Raw genomic sequence first — 16,248 nt, 5'->3', positions numbered from 1 at the left:
GACACTCCTTACCTCGATTTATTTTTGATTTCATCTAAATAGCTATAGACGGTTACTTTGGAAATGCCTAACATAGATGCGACCTTCTCAACAGATCCTTTCATTAAAAAGATGCCCTTTTCATCCATAAATTTAATTAGTTCAATTTTTTCATGGCGTTTCATGACTGGGTGAACGCTGTTTTGAATGATTTGTTGAATCAATTGATCTACTATTTCTTCCACATTTTCAAGATCATCATTTGATGTTGTTTCTTTCTCTTGAGCTTCCACTTGTGTAGAAAGAAAAGTATCCATAAATTGCTGCATTTGATTTAGTGCTTCAACATCAAAATTGATACAGAAAGCACCAATCACTTTTTGCTTTGAATCACGTATTAATGAAGTCGAAGAACGAATCGTACGCTTATCTTCTGTTACAAATGTATAACCAGCCAGATAATCTTCTTTAAAATCTTCTGATTGTAATACAGTCTTTACTAGATGATCAAATGATTGGCCGATTTCTCTTCCTGTCACATGGTTATTTACTGTAAACATGACAGATGCTTGAGGGTTCGTTAAATCATGAATAACCACTTCGCAATTTGGTCCAAACATTTTTGCAGTAGATTTTGCTAAAGGAATATAACTCGCTAATAAATTCTTCATATGTTCCATGCCTAAGCACCTCATTTTTTTATTCCACTAGATTATATAATTTTTTATATATAAAAACAATATATAGATTTATTTATATATCATGATGCTCACAAGATCACAAATGTGAAAATAACCATATAAAAAAAGCAGCCATTGACTGCTTTTTGCTTGTGCTCCTTTCTAATTGCTTTCTTTCTGGATTCCATACAAAATGACGTCAATTCCCCATCGGAACCGTTCCATTGATACGGGATCACCTGCAAACATTTCTTCTTTTACACTATGAATGAAAGGAAAACGCGTTTTGTCTGCATCATGAAATGCTTTTTTTGTGTCTGAAATCTGCGAAGAGCCTTGTTTCTTCCAAGAGACCTTTTCGTAAGCTACGGAAGATACGTATAACAGTAACAGGTCTACTCCCCATGCAGCGGATGTAGATTTGATCCCGCCTTCATACAATGCAGCGAGGATATGTTCGGTCAACTGAAGAAAGTTCGTTCCTTGTGGAATGGTGGAAAGAGAAATTTCAGCAAGACCAGGTTTTTCAAATAGCAGCAGGAAATAAGTATGCAATATTTCACATAACTTTTCTTTCCATGTGCCATCCACTGAATCTGGATAAACCATTTGGCCGAGACCATAATCCAATACGTAAGCACTTAGTTCTTGAAAATTGTTCACGTAGACATACAAGGATGCAGGTCCCGTATCCAATGCTTTAGCCACCTTACGCATACTCATGCCCTCTATCCCTTGCTCCTTAAGAAGCGCATAGGCAGTTTTAACAATAAGCTCACGGCTTAAGGGCTCTTTAGCCGGCCGAGACCGGCGACTTATAATACGACGATTTGAATTGTTCATACTCTCTTTATATCATGTCAAAGTAAAATAGTAAATTGAGCATCAATCACCGTTTACTTGAAAAGAATTCATCATATCTGCAAGCTTGACCGCAGCGTCTTTTGAAAAACACAGTTTTAAACTATTCTCCGATTCATGAGCCTTTTCCGATGAATATTCATACATCATTTCTTCGTACTCTTCAATAGCCTTTTCAATATCATTAGGATGTCGGACAATAGCAAGTGCAAGCTCCATTGCATCAAACATCGCCATGTTTACACCCTCACCTGCGAATGGTGTCATGAGATGAGCTGCATCACCGATAAGCGTTACTCCTTTATGACGGTTCCATTTAAAACCGACAGGAAGCGTATAAATACGTCTTGGAATGATGACATCTTCTGCATAACGAATATAATTTTTCAGCTGATCATCCCAATCACTAAATAACTCTAATAATGGTTCTTTCGCTTCATTCGCTTGATTAAATGGAATGCCACAAGTCTCGATCCAGCTGCGTTCTACCATAAGGCTTGCATACACTTTTATTCGTCCATCTCCGTTTAACTGACCAATAATTCCTTTGTGATCAGCTAAAGCAAACATTTTACCACGTTTATTAAATTTAGCTAAATCAGGGTGGTTCACCTCTACGTTGAGGACATTCAGTTCAAGCATCGTGAGCCCGGAGTATTCAATATCAATATCTGTTAACAGCGGACGTACACGAGAAAATGCACCATCTGCTCCAATCAAAAGGTCAACCGTCTCGACAACCCCGTTTTCAAAATGAAGTTCTGTCATGCCGTTTTCTAATGAAACACATCTATCTAGTTTATATCCGTATTTGATGTTTTCAGCATCAATTTGATCTAACAGCATTTTACACAAAACACCACGATCAATTTCTGGCCGAGTGCCTTTTTCATGTGATTCAGTTTCTTCGTCTAGATAGATTCTTCCTGCTTTATCAAATAACCGGAAATCTTCTCCTTCATAGCGAGCGTTCTTTTGAAATTTCTCATAAACTCCTGCTTCCTTTAAGGCTTTTTGACCTGTTTCTTCGTGAATATCCAGTGAGCCTCCTCTTTCAAGACTCTTGTCATGCATCTCCCGTTCATAGATGGTTGTTTGTATACCGTAATTTTGCAGAATTAAGGCGAGTGTTAGCCCTCCTGGTCCTCCTCCAATGATAGCGATTTGCTTTTGTTTTTTAGATAATGCCTGCATCGTATGCATCTCCTCTTCTTTATGGAAGTAGTGTAAAACTACATCTTATTTATATTATAACGAACATCGTTCTTAAAGAACAGTGTTCGTTTAAAATGGTTTATTTCATGAATGTGTGCTTTAATTGTAATGAACCCAATCATTCGACACCCAAAGGATATAAATTGGACACTTCGATTTAGGGATTTTAAAGGATTTCAAATCATAACATGATTCTTAGATCAGTCGGTTCCTAATGTTTCAATGCTGAGTCTGCGAGGTGTTTCTATGAATAAATTATTGGCAATGTTGATATTAGGATTGAGCTTTAGTGGTGCTGCTCTCATTCTTTCTGTCCCTTTGTTATTCAAATCCAAACCAGAACAATTTGAGCTGAAGTTTGCTGCTGGATCAGCAGGCGCATTCGCAGTATTTGCTGTCTCATGCCTAGTTTTTCGAAAACAATTCAATCGCTCATTAGAACAATGAAAAATCGTTTTTTGCGGCGTTTATTCACTATATATCTTTTTGAGTTGGATCAAATGTTTTTATCTTGTCTGCTATCATCTTCCTGTTTCATTCAAGATGGCTGTAAATGTGCTATTACTAAATATCAAGTCTTTTAAAGTCACGCTACCTGAACGTCTTCAATTGATCGAAACAAAAATAAGCCATTGATTCAATATGGCTTATCATGTAAAACTATATTCAGTCACAGCAAACTGCTGTAATCAACCCCCAATTTCATCTCTCACCCTTTGGGAAAATGCCCATTTCTCTTCTTCTGTTCCTTCTGCTTTTGCTGGATCATCAAAGCGCCAATGCACTCATTTGACCTATGGGATTAACACCGGAGTTAACGTTTTTAGGTAAGGTGATTCTTTCGATTCTGATGTTTATTGGCAGAGTAGGTTTTCTGACCATTGTATTTTTCTTTATGAAACGAACCAAAAGCCCAATACGTTATCCGGAGGGAGAAGTATTTGTAGGCTAATATGAGCAATGATTGAAATGGTTCCCTTTTAATTTAATCATCAAGATGATGGATTGATCCACTTTAGATTTTTTTCTCTTCATTCACTACAAGCTGTTTTGAACACAGATCTGTTAGTACGGTCTCTTCTTTTCCAAACAATCAGCATTCGGTATTTAACGGAAAAGCTGAGATATTCAACTTTAAGCTGACGCTTGAAACGGCTTTGATCAGCAGCTTCTCCGTTATTACTTGTTGCTCGTTTTCTTGATTAAGTCCACGCCATCATATGACAGGCTTTCCACACGTGCATCCTTTTGCAGAATGTAATGATCACAAAAGGTCTTCGTATAATCCGTCATAAGATTTCGCATATCTAATGCATCCCTTGTGCCTCTGAGTTCCTCATCTACACCGGTAAACACGATGTCGCAGTAATCTAAATGTGCAGCGCGATCAACAGAGAAATAAAAGGTTTCCATGCTGTTGTTCACGCCAATGAGCGCATTCATATGATAGTTAGGTTCAGAAAACAACAGCAGAAAAGGTTTATTCAGGTCGCTATCGAGAAGGCCGAATGCCCCGCTGTCCAAGCCAATTCCGCAGGAAAACCGGTCGTCATCCCGGCAAACAACCGCTGCCGTAGCTCCTCCATAAGAATGTCCGACGATGCCCATGCCGACGTCAAGCATCAGTCTGTCACGAAAGATAGAATCCAATTCTTCAGAGTTTAGTTTGTGAAGATGATCGGCTACGTACCTTACATCTTCTGCCTGTCGTTCACTATATAATGTTAACTGATTAATGATTGGCAGAGCCAGGACGTTACGGCACATCTCAATAGCCGTTTCATCGTCAGGCCGCATCTTCATCTTGCCAGCCAGCTCGATCATCTCCGGATCTTCAGAAAACGCCATAATGACATCCGAAAAATCCTTTGATACATTCAACAGCTTCCCATCTTTCCGTTTATACATTGTGCTATTCTGATGGCCGATACTGACGACAACATAACCCAGGCTTGCCAGGTCTGTACAGATGGCTGTCCCCCATTCCGGTGAACCGCCCCCGCCGCAAACATAAAATAACACTGGATAGCGCTTTTTCTTCCCAGAAAGAGCAAGGTCGTCGTAACAATGAGTCTTGATATCGATAGAGAAAAAATTCTTCTCTTTCAGATACTCAGTGACAAGTGGCTGCTCATGAAGCATTTCGTAGACTTCAGGAAACATGTACGTTGATGGAGTCTTCCCTTCGCTGCTATCGGACGGATAGTACACAAACGCGGTCAATTCTCTTTTTGAGTCATCTGATGCTGTGTACTCAAAATCCATCTGGGTACGAGCGGCGGTATAGCTGCCGATTGGTTCTGGGAATGTGTCATACCTTTTCATCCTTTTGTTCCCCCTTAATAAATGAAAGTGCGAATGTGAAATACACATGGCGATATAGCTTTCAAAACTGTAAAATGGTTACATCCAATCTTCAGTTCATATCCTTATTCATTGGCTTTCTTGAGATCGCTAACAACTTCAGCATATTTATCATCTCTAAGCAGCCCATGACCCATAAAGTCAGCAAAGTACTTGCTCATCTTATGCTGCAGGTTAGAATCCTTAATATCGAATTCCCTAAAAAACATGACTAAATTAAACTGCATAGATTCAAACATAAAAGAAATGAGGTCGTCATCAATATCAGGTCGTAGATATCCATCAACCCTCATGCGGCGTAACATGTCCTTGATTAAGGGGAATGACTCGCCCTTTAGCACATTCAAATATACTTTTAGTAAGGTGTTCTCTGGAATGTGTAAAAATGTTTCAACGAGTTTGATTTCCAGTTCATTCAATGGCTCAGTCGCAATGCCATTAGTGTTGTCAAATTAGCCAGTAAGGAAAAATTGAAAAAGAGAATCTTCATTGTTGTTATGAAAATACGCAGCTCTTTTCTTGGTCACATGTCGTATTAAGAGACAATAAAGGTCATCTTTGTCTTCAAAATACCGATAAAAAGTTCCGGGATGCATGGACAAACGATCCAAAACCATCTTCATCGTTATATCCTCGTAAAGATGATCAACAAAAAGATGCATAGCACGATTACATATGTCCTCACGCCTTGCTTCATCCAATCGAAAGAAAGTATTTTTTGGCATAAATGACTCCTTTATGTAAAGTGTGAATCCATTCACACCATATCGATAATTGATTCACATGTCAAGCTGTATTGAAATAGATACCCGCTCTTTGCTCGGACGGATTTCACCCCATTCGATGAATATAGCTTTGTGATATAATAACTAGTCAAGGTCAACCGCTAAGTGATTCGGAGTGAACTTGGTGAAAGGTATTCATCATTGTAAAAGATTCTGAAGAAATGATAGGGTGATAGCGATGAGAAGACTTGAGTCTGGTATATCAGTAGACAACGAATTATTTTCTGATATTGTCAGGTATGAACACGAAACGATAAGCAGAACGACGATCATCAACTCGAATGTTCGTTTACCTATATTTTGGAGCTGTCACTTACATCATCTTGTATTTGATACGTGTGATCTGACGAATGCGAGGTTTTTTGACGGTAGTACGATTGATCATTGTACCTTTATTCGTTCCGACTTGCGCTCTGTCGGTATTGCCAGAAACGAAGCTATTTTCACTAATTGCGAATTTTCCTCGTGTGATATGAGAGGTATGACATTGGAGAATGCTACGTTTATCGATTGCACTTTTTATCAATGTAGATTCAATGACCGCGTTTTACAGGCAGCGAATATCGTCAATTGTTCCTTTACAGGTAAGCTAGTGGATATAACGTTTGAAGGAAATGGCAAACAAAAGCTGATCGCCAATTTTGAAAACTGCACCCTTGACGGTGTTCGTTTTACGGGCTGTGACCTTTCGGCATGTATTCCGCCAACATCTAAAAACCATCTATATGTTGAAAAGTTATCTGCACATGTGAAAAATGCCTTGGAGAAGATAGACGTTGACCCTACTCTTTCTGACGATGATCGGAAAATAATGGTGCGTAGTCTGCGCAAGCTTGAGCATATGGAACAATATATTTTTAACACGGCGCATATGAAGAAAATACATGGGGCTGCTTTTGTTGAGCGATTTTTCAGTTATCTGGAATGCAGCAAGGACAATGCTTGATGTTTGCTGCATCTCTTTCTACTTCATATCTAAGTGCTGCATCAACTTCGAGTATATTTGAGTGGAATGAGTTCTTCAATTTTTACCTTGACTAGCTCGCCATTCATCTCGATGATGACTAAACATGCGGGTCCGAAATCTGAAATGAGCTCTCTGCAAATACCGCAAGGACTCACTACCTTTATCCTTCGATCTTCTTCATCTGAATAGGGATGTCTTACTGCGACAATTGTTTCAAAATCCTTATGTCCATTCGATAAAGCACTGCCAATCGCAATAGGCATAAGCTTCTTCATTATGCTTTTTTATAGCGATGAATCATATATCGGATGATTTTTGTGATGACAGAGGTACACATGCATAGAAAGGTCATAGCGACTACCCAATATAAGTTCGACATGTCGAACCCCGTATAGGCAAAGATGAAAACGGTTGAAGCTGCAAATGTGATCATTAGAACGACATAGACCCGCTTAAAGACGAAGTAGCCGACAATCCCCCAGATCAAAGATAATAAAGGCAATGTAAATAAGATCAGAGCCATAGGTTGAAGAAAGGAAACACTCATCATTCACTCTCCTTTACTAACCGCCATTTGTATAAATCCAATGAAGAAGCGAACAATATTATATTAATAGGGAATATGTATGTTGTAAACAAAAAATGGTATTTAAGGAAATTTTAATATGTAGTGAATTGAAAAAGGCTGCTTTCAAGTAAGCAGCCCATTCACTAAATTTCGACTATTTTAATCAAATCATTCTACCTTTTTGTGGTGTAAACTCAACCCCTATCGATTGATCACCTGAATGATTTTCTCCTGAGCATCTTGTGCCTCAGGGATTGGCATGACAACAAATACATGAAGCATTTCAGGATAAACAAAGGTTTTTATGTCAATTCCTTGTTCTGTTAGTTTTTCATCAAGCTTTATGGCATCTGGATATAACATATCATGTGTTCCAATAAAATGAGTAATCTTCCCAAGTCCTTTAAAGTCACCGTAAATGGGACTGATCAATGGGTCAGTTACATTTTTATCAGCTGTCCAAATCTTTGAAATGACTTCCATTCCTTCAGGACCTAGAATCGGGTCCTTTTTTGCATATTCAAACATTAGAGGATTGCTTAAGCTCATGTCAACACATGCAGATAATAAAATAATATCCTTCGGCTGCGGCAGACCTTCCTTCTTTAAAAGGTGCGCCAGACCAAGTGAGATATTTCCGCCAGCTGAATCTCCCATGATCGTCAATTGATTGGCACTTTCAACAGTTTTCAGAAGGTCTTTATATAGGTTTAGGATTTTCGGATAGGTATCCTGGCAGCTATAATGAGGCACTTTTGGGTAAATAGGAGCCACCACTTTCGCATTGAGTGATTGCGCCATCTTATCCATGAACCACCAATGGAAATTCAAAGGCTGATTTGTCCACGCGCCGCCATGTATATATAGAATGACTTTTTGTTTTTGTGACGTTTGGTCATTCAAAGTGAAAACTTGCATGCCTTCGAATGTCTGCTCTTTTATCTCACTAATTAACTTCACATCATCCCCAATGGCATAAGGCTTCGTATTTTCTATTCCTTTTTGATCAAGAAATTTTTTTGTGTTTTCAATACTAGAAAAACTCTCTTTATTACTTTGGGAAGCGAATAATTTTTCAAATTGAATACTTTCTTCAGAACGTTCTCCATTAACAATTTCCACACTCATTTGTTTTCTCTCCTTTAAGTCAATTGTTTTATTGTTCATCTTGATGTATCACACGAAATGATTCGAGGTAGACTTGTATTTCTTTATCAGAGGTCTTTAACAAGTTAGATAAAAGGTCTTGAATTTGACGGAAGCGTTTGATTTTCCTTTCAATTTCTTCGTGTTTGTGATGGACTATCCTTCTTAAAGTATCAGGTTCTATGTCTTGACTCAGCAGTTCCATAACTTGTATTTCCTTTATCTTTCATGTAGCGTTCGATCTTTTAACATTTTTAAGGTTGCTGTAAGGTTCGGATTAATACAGGTTAAGGTTGAGGTTGTACAATGGGTTTGTAAGGAAGTGAGGGATGAGTCGAATGATTCTCCCCCTTCTAAATCAATCATAGAGGTGAAAAGGTTTGAGAGAAAATAAAATTTTGTCTTCATTATGTTACTTCAGTATCTTTTTTGCGCCATTTTTGTTTCCGATTATCGTCTATTTCTTAGGGAAGGACGAAGTAAAATATCATGCGAAAAAATCGCTATGGACACATTTTATTCCTTATTTGATTTTTGGCATTGGCATCCTTGGTTCAGGTTTACTTGGCGTGAACGATATCAGACATGCTGGTCCGTTCTTAATTGCAACGTATGCTGTGACATTCCTTGTGGCGATCTACTTCTTTATTTGGAACATTGTCAAAGGCATTAAAGTGTTTTCAGAATAATAGATGGGAAAAACGGTTCTGTGATTGATCAGAACCGTTTTTTTGTATGTCCATTCATGCGGGTAATTGGATATCAATCGTTGTTCCTTCCCCTATTATACTGCGTATCGTAATATCCCCGCCGTGCTTTTGGATAATATCCTTTGCAATGGCCATTCCGAGACCAGAGCCTGCATGTGTCCCTCCTGTATTCGTCCCTCTATAGTAGCGGTCAAACACTTTTTCTAGCTCTGCCTCTTCGATTCCTTTGCCGTTGTCTTGAATCGTGATGTGGGTATTTTCTTTTTGTTCCAGCTGTACAATGATTTTCACATCAGAATCATTGTGAACAAGGGCATTTAAAATGAGATTGGTGACCGCTCTTCGTATGAGGATCGTATCAATATTTAGCATGAGCTTGTCTACATTCGATTGCAGCTCAATCGTCTGATCTGCATATCTCGAATCGTTTAGGATATCAATTAACGTTTCCCGCAGCAACGGCACAATGTTCACTAGCTCTTTATGCAGCATCACGTCGTTATTTTTCAGCCTTGTTGTTAAATTTAGATCCTCCATGACATCTTTGATGTACAGTGATTTATTCTCTACGATGCTGGCATAATGTCTGATGTCTTGATCTGAAAGAGGATAATTTGGATCTTTGATGATTTCTGCATAGCCTTGAATAGAGGATAATGGTGTTTTAATATCATGAGAAATATGACTGATCCACTCTTCCCGCATTTGCTCTAATTTGTCTTTTTCCTTTTGGCTTGAAGCGAGCTGCTCTGATAAGTGATTGACATTATAGAAGACATCTTTATATATTCCCTTAGTTGGCAGCTTTGTCGTATAATCTCCGTTTGCGAGCCGCTGGATTCCATGAATGGCACGGCCGAGCGGTTTGATGAGCTGCCGGCTGAATAAGTATCCAATGAATAAGGCAATGATGGCATCGATCGATAATAAAATCATCGTCCCGATATTGAATCTTGATATTAAGTCCTTCGTGTCGAACGAGAATAAATATTTTCCGATGGCAGGGTTCTTAAATCCGATAAAGTAGCTGTATTCCCTGCCCTTTCCTTTTTTTCCGCCGGCATAAATGGTCGATAGCAATTGCTTATCTTTATATTTATGTATGTTCACGATTTCTATAGGTGTATATTTGCTCTTTATTCCTTTAGGTGCGTGTGCATGATAGACGTCTTGTCCATTTTCGTCTAATATTTGAATCCACGCATTTTGTTGTTTTAAGGCTTGCTGTCCTTCTTTGTTCACAGTGATGCCTTGATCGGAAAAGGTTATGTATTGTTCAAATGTTCTTGTGAAGGTTTCGGGCGTATTTTCTTCGTTTTGCTGGCTGCTTGCTTGTAGTACAAGCCAAATCATGAATCCAAATAAGTTAATAAAGACAGTGATAATGGTCACGATAATGACAGAGACCATATATCTGCCTGTTAATCGCCATTTCATCCTTACGCATCCTTTACAACAAATTTATAGCCAAGCCCTTTGACCGTCACGAGAAATTCTGGTGTAGATGGGGAATTCTCTATTTTCTCCCGAAGTCTTCGTATATGAACCATCACCGTATTGTCAGAACCGAAGAAATCTTCTCCCCAAACGGTTTGATAAAGCGTTTCTTTACTGATCACGCGATTCGGATGCTGCAAGAAATAGGTCATCAGCATAAGTTCTTTCGGTGTGAGCTCAATTACCGCTCCGTTTTTCGTCAGTTCGGCTTGCTGCTCATTTAACTCAAATGGCCCTTTTTTGATCACGGGATCAGCTTGAGAAGGCTGTAAGTATGATGACCGTCTCAGCTGGGCTTTTACCCGGTAGGCGACTTCCTTTGGGCTGAAAGGTTTTGTAATATAATCATCGCCGCCAATGGCAAGTCCTACAATTTTGTCTGATTCCTCTCCCTTTGCTGATAAAAAGATAATCGGAACATGCGAGACGTCTCTGATTTGTTTACAAATATCGTAGCCTTCACCGTCTGGCAGCATAATATCCAGTATGACGAGATCGGGATGTTCTTGATGGAATTGCGTGAGCCCATCACGGGCAGTTGAAGCTGTTATCACCCGGTCAATGCCTTCTCTTGTTAATACTGTATGGATTAATTCCAAAATTTCTTTTTCGTCATCTATAATCAATACTTTGCTTTGAAGCTTTGGCATTATGATCACTCTCCTGAAGTCATTGTTATTATTATACCCAAAGTGTAGACATCGTGAAAAATCAACTTTCTATTTGCACAGAAAAAAGCCAATTTTCTTTTTTAATGAGAAAATTGGCTTTTGGTGTTTTTTTAGCGTTTGACCACAAATGTTGTCACACTTTGAGCCGGGAGATGAGCCCAAAATTGATTTCCTGATATATTTAAGTCAGTTCCAGGCTGAAGGTTGCTGTTACTACTCGTAATCCATCTTGACGCTTGTGAAGCGGTTCCATTTTGCATGACAAAGTGCTGGTTAACGCCTGTATTGTTTTTATTAATCGCTACAATGACGACCTTATTGTCCCCTTTATAGGCTGAGACGAAAACATTCGGTTCAGGGCTTTTCGTTGCATCAATCCTGACGTACCCTGGACGCACAAACTTGGAGAAATGCGCCATGTTGTAGCCACGTTTGCTAATCATTCCATCTTCCTTCATAGGACCGTATGATCTGCGGATGTACCACCAAACATACGCCTGAAAATCACCTTCCACCATCGAATGGTGAATATGCTCTGACACCCCTAATGCCTCAGGCCAGCGGTCCGCTGAATTGTTATCACTATTCGGGTAATATACCTCTGTCATCCACAGCTCTTTCCCCGCTCCTTTTTGTTTAAAAAGAGGATACGGAAGCTGGCTGATCTGGGTTCCATACAGATGGGCACCGAGAATGTCCATATTTCTAAGCGCCTGCGGATCGTTTAAGATAGGATCTGATATATTTTTAAGGTATTGAAAAGATTCTGGTGCAATCACGCGTGCATTAATGGAGCCGGCATTTTCTCTCATGAATCGCAGGATTTCCTGAGGCGTCCACCATGTCCATTCGTGTGCATAATCAGGCTCGTTTTGTACAGAAATGGCATAGAGGTTGACACCATTATTTTTCATGTATGTCACAAAATCATTCAGATGCTGAGCATACGCGGCGTATTGATTGTATCTCAACCGCTTTGCAGACGCACCATTACGGTTGAAAGTCTCCACCATATGGCTTGGAGGATTCCAAGGCGAAGCGATCACTAAAGCGCCATGCTCTATTGCTCTTTTGGCGGTAGCAACTTCTCTGTGCCAATTATTTCTGTTCTCGTCTACATTAATTCGTAAAATGGAGAACCCTAATTGATTCTGCCCATTGCCAAAGGCGGTTTCCCTTTGAGGGGCGGTTAAATCACCAATCCAAGCCGGGTGGTTCATTCCGCCAAAGCCGCGAATCACTTGTCTTTCCGCATTGACATTAATATTCGCATCACTTGCTGCTGAAACCTCAGTTACCCCAGGCCCTATGAACATGACAGACAGCATAGTGAAGCAGATCAATAAAGTACAAATTGGTTTTTTGATTATGGACATCAAATTTTCCCACTCTCCCATCAACCAGTGATCGATGCCGCAGCATCTGATTTTGTTTACCTTTGAGTAAACTGCCAGGAATCAAATTGGAATAGGTTGGCACCATTTCCTTTGAAGACAAAAAATACGTTGTGCACTCCTGCTGCTCCGTTCACTGCCGTTTCTATTTCTCGCCAGTTTCCGCCTGTGGAAGGGACATTGAGTGTTCCGGCAATTCTGCCGTCTGGACTGCCAAGACGTACTTCTATTTGTCCGCCTGAAGCGGATGCTACATTGGCTTTAAAGGTTCTGGCACCGCTCGATCCGAAATCGACATTACTGACAGCCACCCAATCACCGTTTTGAATGTTTGTGACATGCTGGTTATTGACTGGTCCACCTGGTGCTGAGGAGGCCTCTGTTAAAATGCGTCCATTCCAAGCGAATGTTTCAGCTTCTACCCGTTGATAAGGATTCAGGTTGGAAAGCTGTTTAACTCCTTCAAAATTGGCTGCGACCTCTCGAAGGGAGCCGTCAGCATTATGCACAAGCTTATTAATGTGTGGAGATCTGTAGCCTTTCCCTGCTCCATATAAGGCTGAGCTCACCGTTTGCGTGTGATACACGACATACCACTCGTTTTTAAAATGGAACACAGCATGATGGTTGTTACCGCCGCCGCCGAAAAATGCACCCGGATTTTTCAGGAAGTGTCCTTTATACGTAAAGGGGCCCATTGGACTTGAGCTCGTCATATAACCGATCTCACCAGGTGGTTTATCTGCTGGGTGGGAGCCGCCAAAATTGATGCAATAGGAATAGTAATAGGTACCGTTATACTTATGCATACCCGAATCTTCAAACATAAAAGGAGCATCAATGGTTGATGCGCTGCCAACCACACTAGTCATGTCAGATCCTAGTTTCAGAACTCTTGCTGTTTTAGGATTGGCCCATTGTCCCTGCGTTGGATTTGAACCGCCTGGAACGCCTCCTCCGGCATATAGATAACCGGTTCCGTCATCATCTACAAATACGGCTGGATCAAAAAGCCATACAACACCGGACATCCCTGGTGTATTTGGCGTGACGAGCGCTTTTCCGATAGGATCTTTCCAAGGTCCAATCGGGCTGTCTGCTGTCAAGACGCCAATCCCTCCGCCGCTGTTAGCAAAATAAAGGAAAAATTTATCCTTCCCATTGATCTTTTTCACCGCAGCGGATGGAGCCCAGGAAGCGCCTGCCCATTTGGCAATCCCTCTCCCGCCATTGGCCCCATTTGCGCCAGCTACTGGAATCGCTCCGTGATCTGTCCAGTTCACCATATCCGCCGAAGAGATGACAAAGACCCTATTCAAATTCGCAAAAGAATTATCCTTAATCGTTCCATTGCTGTGATATTCATAGTCATCACTCGACATATAAATGTACACTCTGCCGTTATAGGTGAGCGCAAACGGATCCGCCCCCAGGTGATGGTCTATGAGTGGATTTGCATTTCCTACTCGTTTTGCAATGGGGGTACTTGCTGCACTCGCATCATATACCGGTATACAGCTCAGCACCAAAGCAAGAATCAAAAAACCTACACCGCACTTCATCCTCTTCCTCATCGTGTCATTTTCCTCCTGTTTTCATCTTCCTAATATTGGGGTTTACGCCCAATTTCAAATTATGTTGATATGCGCTGATGAAGAATGAATACAAAGGATGATTTCTAGGGGAAATCACTGCTGAAATCATCATGAAAACCCTTACTTTTTGACTAGGAGACAATAATAAATGCAGTCCTCCACTTTGGAACTGCATTTTTTCTTCTTATTCAATGAATGTAGATTACATATAACGAGCGGTCACCATTTTCTTTCTTGTGTAAAACTCTACTCCGTCTGTTCCGTTCGCATGTAAGTCCCCGTAGAAAGAATCCTTCCAGCCGGAAAACGGGAAAAATGCCATTGGTGCGGGCACACCGATATTCACGCCGAGCATACCTGCTTCGATGTTTTCGCGAAATTCTCTGATGCTTGATGCGCTGTCCGTGTAAAGGCAGGCACCGTTCGCAAATTTTGATTGATTGGACAGGTCGATCGCTTCTGTTAGTGAAGAGACACGGACAACTGATAAGACTGGGGCGAAAATCTCGTCCTGCCAAATTTTCATTTGATTTGTGACATGGTCAAAAATCGTCGGTCCAACGAAATACCCTTTTCCATTTGTTTCAAGGTCATTCCTACCATCCCGAATGAGGCTTGCTCCTTCTTCAATCCCTGACTGGATATATTGAAGCGTTCGTTCTTTATGTTCCTTTCGAATGACTGGACCAAGAAAGACATCTTCATTTATTCCATTTCCAATGACGAGCTCGTTCGATTCATCAACTAATTTTTGAATGAACTCATCTGCCACTTCTTCTTCCACCGCGACAACGGCCGCGGCCATGCAGCGCTCTCCCGCTGATCCAAAGGCAGCACCAATGATTTGTTTCGTTGCCGCATCTAAATCTGCATCTTTGAGGACAATGGAGTGATTCTTTGCACCTGCAAGTGCTTGGACACGTTTGCCATGCTCTGTGCCTTTTTTATAGACGTATTCTGCGACTGGCTGAGAGCCGACAAATGAAATGGCTTTGACCTTTTGATGTTCAAGCAGACCGTTGACGACATCGTGAGCCCCATTGACGATGTTGAGAACACCTTTTGGAAGACCAGCTTCTTCAAATAGCTCGGCTAACCGCGCGGCAAGAATGGGCGTTCGTTCTGAAGGTTTTAAAACAAACGTATTTCCGCAGGCAATGGCAAGCGGGAACATCCAGCACGGGACCATCATCGGAAAGTTAAATGGCGTAATGCCGCCAATGACACCAATCGGATAGCGGTACATGCCAGATTCGAGTCCAGATGCGATATCTGGTAATTGTTTTCCCATCATTAAGGTCGGTGCACCAGCGGCAAATTCCACACATTCAATCCCTCGCTGCACTTCTCCTTTTGCCTCTGTTATGCTTTTTCCGTTTTCAATCGTTACGAGTTCAGCCAGCTCATCCCATTTTTCAACGAGTAACTGCTGGTATTTAAATAAAATGCGTGCACGGCGGGGAACTGGTGTTTTCGACCAAGTGGTAAATGCTTCTTGTGCTGCCTGTACCGCACGTTCGACATCCTTTTTTGTTGAAAGCGGCACTTCTGCGATGATCTCGCCAGTAGCTGGGTTATATACTGCCTCTGTTTGACTTGTTTCTGCCTCAATCCATTGTCCGCCAATATAATTTTTCAACATTTGTACATCTGTTTTGGTCATGTTCCCTCTCTCCTTTTTATGAAAGAATTTCATGCTTATAGGATGTGTATGGTTGTCATTGTCTCATCTAACGGGCGCCCATCTGTATACACTCTTTGTCAAATGAAACTGACGTTTTGGTTTACGTTGTGATAAAGAGCTTGCTCTAAAGTG

At 40.7% G+C, this 16,248-nt stretch carries 16 protein-coding genes and 2 pseudogenes; 3 read left to right on the top strand and 15 right to left on the bottom strand.

Annotated features, from left to right (window positions below; all coding sequences use genetic code 11):
* Window positions 1-8 precede the first annotated feature (8 nt).
* The 3 genes from C6Y03_RS00545 to C6Y03_RS00535 all read right to left on the bottom strand — a co-directional run bounded on the left by C6Y03_RS00545 (window position 9) and on the right by C6Y03_RS00535 (window position 2,714).
* Window positions 9-659 (bottom strand): helix-turn-helix transcriptional regulator, encoded by a 651-nt coding sequence (locus C6Y03_RS00545; RefSeq protein ID WP_106038661.1) that lies wholly within the window; start codon window positions 657-659, stop codon window positions 9-11.
* 162 nt (window positions 660-821) lie between these two features.
* A complete protein-coding gene (locus tag C6Y03_RS00540) occupies window positions 822-1,502 on the bottom strand; it encodes a TetR/AcrR family transcriptional regulator (protein WP_189318300.1) in 681 nt (226 codons plus the stop codon).
* Window positions 1,503-1,544: 42 nt separating this feature from the next.
* Window positions 1,545-2,714: an FAD-dependent oxidoreductase gene (locus tag C6Y03_RS00535; protein WP_106038660.1), complete on the bottom strand. Its 1,170-nt coding sequence runs from the start codon at window positions 2,712-2,714 to the stop codon at window positions 1,545-1,547.
* Between the two features lie 267 nt (window positions 2,715-2,981).
* Here C6Y03_RS00535 and C6Y03_RS00530 point away from each other — a divergent pair, with 267 nt between their 5' ends.
* A complete protein-coding gene (locus tag C6Y03_RS00530) occupies window positions 2,982-3,182 on the top strand; it encodes a hypothetical protein (RefSeq protein WP_106038659.1) in 201 nt (66 codons plus the stop codon).
* Between the two features lie 242 nt (window positions 3,183-3,424).
* On the opposite strand, the pseudogene C6Y03_RS00525 reads toward C6Y03_RS00530, so the two are convergent.
* From C6Y03_RS00525 to C6Y03_RS19255, 4 genes and pseudogenes are all read right to left on the bottom strand, one after another.
* Window positions 3,425-3,517 (bottom strand): annotated as a pseudogene (locus C6Y03_RS00525) (arsenate reductase); the annotation flags it as partial.
* A gap of 397 nt (window positions 3,518-3,914) precedes the next feature.
* The gene (locus tag C6Y03_RS00520) at window positions 3,915-5,060 is read right to left on the bottom strand and encodes an alpha/beta hydrolase (RefSeq protein ID WP_106038658.1); all 1,146 of its coding nucleotides are present in this window, start codon (window positions 5,058-5,060) and stop codon (window positions 3,915-3,917) included.
* Window positions 5,061-5,164: 104 nt separating this feature from the next.
* Entirely contained in the window at window positions 5,165-5,518 is a 354-nt protein-coding gene (locus C6Y03_RS19260; RefSeq protein WP_223260708.1) for a hypothetical protein, read from the bottom strand.
* A gap of 33 nt (window positions 5,519-5,551) precedes the next feature.
* On the bottom strand, window positions 5,552-5,761 hold the full coding sequence (locus tag C6Y03_RS19255; protein ID WP_223260719.1) for a TetR/AcrR family transcriptional regulator: 210 nt from the start codon (window positions 5,759-5,761) through the stop codon (window positions 5,552-5,554).
* Between the two features lie 301 nt (window positions 5,762-6,062).
* On the opposite strand from C6Y03_RS19255, the gene C6Y03_RS00510 reads away from it, so the two are divergent.
* Window positions 6,063-6,830: a pentapeptide repeat-containing protein gene (locus C6Y03_RS00510; RefSeq protein ID WP_106038657.1), complete on the top strand. Its 768-nt coding sequence runs from the start codon at window positions 6,063-6,065 to the stop codon at window positions 6,828-6,830.
* Between the two features lie 41 nt (window positions 6,831-6,871).
* Here C6Y03_RS00510 and C6Y03_RS00505 read toward each other — a convergent pair.
* The 3 genes and pseudogenes from C6Y03_RS00505 to C6Y03_RS00495 all read right to left on the bottom strand — a co-directional run.
* Window positions 6,872-7,108, bottom strand: a pseudogene (locus C6Y03_RS00505) (cytidine/deoxycytidylate deaminase family protein); the annotation flags it as partial.
* Between the two features lie 17 nt (window positions 7,109-7,125).
* Window positions 7,126-7,398 carry a DUF2651 family protein gene (locus C6Y03_RS00500; protein ID WP_106038656.1) on the bottom strand — a complete coding sequence of 91 codons (273 nt, stop codon included), beginning with the start codon at window positions 7,396-7,398 and terminating at the stop codon, window positions 7,126-7,128.
* Window positions 7,399-7,620: 222 nt separating this feature from the next.
* Complete coding sequence (locus C6Y03_RS00495) at window positions 7,621-8,547, bottom strand: alpha/beta hydrolase fold domain-containing protein (RefSeq protein ID WP_106038655.1); 927 nt, start codon at window positions 8,545-8,547, stop codon at window positions 7,621-7,623.
* A 398-nt stretch (window positions 8,548-8,945) separates the two neighbouring features.
* Between C6Y03_RS00495 and C6Y03_RS00485 the strand changes: the two genes are divergently transcribed.
* The gene (locus tag C6Y03_RS00485) at window positions 8,946-9,254 is read left to right on the top strand and encodes a magnetosome magnetite crystal formation protein family (RefSeq protein ID WP_106038654.1); all 309 of its coding nucleotides are present in this window, start codon (window positions 8,946-8,948) and stop codon (window positions 9,252-9,254) included.
* 54 nt (window positions 9,255-9,308) lie between these two features.
* On the opposite strand, the gene C6Y03_RS00480 is transcribed toward C6Y03_RS00485, so the two are convergent.
* The 5 genes from C6Y03_RS00480 to C6Y03_RS00460 all read right to left on the bottom strand — a co-directional run bounded on the left by C6Y03_RS00480 (window position 9,309) and on the right by C6Y03_RS00460 (window position 16,095).
* The gene (locus tag C6Y03_RS00480; protein WP_106038653.1) at window positions 9,309-10,712 is read right to left on the bottom strand and encodes a sensor histidine kinase; all 1,404 of its coding nucleotides are present in this window, start codon (window positions 10,710-10,712) and stop codon (window positions 9,309-9,311) included.
* 2 nt (window positions 10,713-10,714) lie between these two features.
* Window positions 10,715-11,422 (bottom strand): response regulator transcription factor, encoded by a 708-nt coding sequence (locus C6Y03_RS00475; protein WP_034660819.1) that lies wholly within the window; start codon window positions 11,420-11,422, stop codon window positions 10,715-10,717.
* Window positions 11,423-11,553: 131 nt separating this feature from the next.
* On the bottom strand, window positions 11,554-12,822 hold the full coding sequence (gene xynC, locus C6Y03_RS00470; RefSeq protein WP_060596459.1) for a glucuronoarabinoxylan endo-1,4-beta-xylanase XynC: 1,269 nt from the start codon (window positions 12,820-12,822) through the stop codon (window positions 11,554-11,556).
* A 53-nt stretch (window positions 12,823-12,875) separates the two neighbouring features.
* Window positions 12,876-14,411, bottom strand: coding sequence for a glycoside hydrolase family 43 protein (locus tag C6Y03_RS00465; RefSeq protein WP_066030830.1), 1,536 nt, complete (start codon window positions 14,409-14,411; stop codon window positions 12,876-12,878).
* A 223-nt stretch (window positions 14,412-14,634) separates the two neighbouring features.
* Window positions 14,635-16,095 carry a CoA-acylating methylmalonate-semialdehyde dehydrogenase gene (locus tag C6Y03_RS00460; RefSeq protein WP_066030829.1) on the bottom strand — a complete coding sequence of 487 codons (1,461 nt, stop codon included), beginning with the start codon at window positions 16,093-16,095 and terminating at the stop codon, window positions 14,635-14,637.
* Window positions 16,096-16,248 lie beyond the last annotated feature (153 nt).

This window comes from Bacillus sp. LNXM65, from assembly GCF_002998575.1.
Taxonomy (GTDB): Bacteria; Bacillota; Bacilli; order Bacillales; family Bacillaceae; genus Bacillus.
This window is presented reverse-complemented; position numbering and strand designations above follow the sequence as displayed.